The 2,397-nt window shown below is 54.6% G+C and carries 1 protein-coding gene and 2 pseudogenes; 1 reads left to right on the top strand and 2 read right to left on the bottom strand.

Annotated features, from left to right (window positions below):
- A pseudogene (locus NW819_RS09250) lies at window positions 1-462 on the top strand (serine/threonine protein kinase); the annotation flags it as partial.
- Here NW819_RS09250 and NW819_RS09245 read toward each other — a convergent pair.
- On the bottom strand, window positions 459-1,049 hold the full coding sequence (locus tag NW819_RS09245; protein ID WP_414413558.1) for a hypothetical protein: 591 nt from the start codon (window positions 1,047-1,049) through the stop codon (window positions 459-461). The pseudogene NW819_RS09250 and the gene NW819_RS09245 sit on opposite strands and share 4 nt — an antisense overlap.
- A 364-nt stretch (window positions 1,050-1,413) precedes the next feature.
- Window positions 1,414-2,397, bottom strand: a pseudogene (locus NW819_RS09240) (glycosyltransferase); the annotation flags it as partial.

The following is a 2,397-nucleotide window of genomic DNA, read 5'->3' as shown; positions in this document are numbered from 1 at the left end:
ACACCCACTCCGACACCGACGCTTACCCCTATCCCTCGATTCACCCCGCTTGTCCCTCGTACTCCTACCCCCACCCCGACTCCATCCCCCACTCCCACTGCCACACCTGCCCCGGCAACGCCAACACCTGCGGCAGAGCTGGCCCTCAGCGGCGAGTGGCTTTACGAGGGAGGATCTTTTATCTGGCAGGGATCCCTGTGCAAGGTCAATGTTGCGGCTGGCGTCCAGGAAACCGTCTCCATTCGTCAGGAGGGCAACCAGATCAGCGTTTCCTCCCCCAGCTTTTCCGAACGCAGCGGCCAGCTCATCGGCAGCCAACTTTCTGTCAGCGGTAAGGCAGCGGGTAGTGGCACCCCAACCATCACTTGGAGCGGCACTGTCAGCGCTGACGGGCGCTCGATTCGAGGAACGGCTACCTGTGGTAGCGCCAGCTTCGCCATTAGGCTCACACGGCAGAGCTAAATACCTACGCCTCCTCCCCGATCACCGCCACCGCCGTTTTCTCCATCCTCCGGTTTCTGTTGCCGTTGAGGCGGTGGAGGAGGAGCAGCAAAGCTTTCGCTCACAACTTCGATGGTGTAAGGGCCTCGCCCAGGGCTGCCCGGCCCAGCGGCTGGAGAGGCATTTTGCGCCCAGTAGCTTTGCACCTGGAGCAAGTAGCAGCGGTCTTGCCGTACTGGGATGGTCAGCTCAGAGGTGGTAAAGTTGCCAGGGGCAGCATCATCATTTACAAAAACGTCAGGATCCAATCTCCGGTTGCTGTCATAGCTGCCGATGACCAATAGCGGGTCGAAAACCGGGCTGGTCAGCCGGATCGTAACCCCCGTAACGTTGGCTGCAGAGGGAAAGTAAAGAAACCCATCTGAATAAAAGGTAAACGTGCCGGGAGGGGGTGGGAATTCCCGGGCATTTCGAAAATTGCCCTCCTCATCAAAATAATACTCCAAAGGGCTATTCGGCCCCAAGGTTCCACTGCGCCTATCCCCCTGTCGGCGCAGACCAATCGATGCAAAAAGGCCTGGACTGAAGGCTTGTTCGCAGACGTTCACTAGAGGCGGTATTGTACTCCCTCCACTTCCTCCACAACCTGCCAAAACCGCAGCCGAGGCCAAAAGGCCCAAGAACAGCCTCTGCAGGGATCCCTGCGGAGCTCTAGAAGCATTCGATGCTAGCCCTGGCATAAGCACTCCTCCGGACACCGGATGTCAATGTTCCTCTAGATTACGATGCTCTGAGCAATTCTCAGCAAAATGCAGATCACTGACAGGATTTTCCCACGTTTAGGCTTGCACCGGCCTGGGGGGGCTGTTCCGCTGTTGACCTCGAGAAGGGAGCTTCAAGGGCGTAGTGGGGCCGTTGAGCCAATTTTGTCCTCAGGAAGGGATCCAGAGCAAAACCCTTTTTCGCAGTGGGCTAACCACTACTGGCGTCGGGCTTCCTGGTGAGGAAGAAATGGGCCAGGGCTGCCACACATTCTCGATCTTCGAAGAGTAGGTGGCATCGCTGCCGAACCTCCTCAGCCATGTGGTAGCGAAACTCAGAATCGGATCCCAGTTTTACGGCCAAATCCTCATAGCTTTTCAGATCCGAGGCAATTAAGCTGTCCAGCTCCATTCTTTTGAGAATGGCATAGGTATGCCGCCCCCGCATCAGCTTTCCAGGGCAAGTGATCACAGGCAATCCGACCGCAACGGCCTCTAAGGTGGTGATCCCACCTGACCAGCCATAGGAATCTAACATAAGATCGGCACAGCGGTTGAGATCCAAGTAGTCTTGATAATCCAATCCGGGCAGGATCAGGCAGTGGTCTTCTACATTGAGGCCATACAAAGAAAAAGCCTGGGTGAGCCGTTCCCGAAATTGTCGGGCAATAGCAGCATTGGGCAGAGCCAAAAAAACAAATTGAGCGTTGGGCACCCGCTGAGCAATAGCGGCAAAAAGATAGTCATATTGGGGCAGATATTTACCCAAGTATTGACAAGCTAGGTAAACCACTGCGTTTCTGCGCAGGCCGAAATCCTCTCGATAGCGCTTTTGCTGAGGCAAAACCGGCTTTTCGAAGCAAGTGCCCAAATGAGGTAAACGAATCAGGGCTTCACTATAATGTTCTTGAGCATCCTCTGGCTCCATTAAATCGCTGGAGAGGAAATAGTCAATCGTAGAAAGTCCAGAAGTTATAGGATGAGCCCAAGTGGAGCACTGTATCGGTGCCAGTCGCAGGGAAGCCAGTTGCAGAATAAGAGGTGAAAGACCAATCTCCAAATACACCAAAATATCTAGCTGATCCTGCAGGATTTGTCGGGCTGCATCCTCAAGTCCGGTGGGAATGTGTCGAAACACATCGGCATATTGACGATACCGGTCTGTCATGAAATCGGTTCTGGGATCCAAGTGATA

Source organism: Synechococcus sp. R8-2 (assembly GCF_047461715.1).
GTDB lineage: Bacteria > Cyanobacteriota > Cyanobacteriia > Thermostichales > Thermostichaceae > Thermostichus.
Note: the sequence above shows the minus strand (reverse complement) of the source record. Positions and strands in the feature narration are given on the sequence as shown.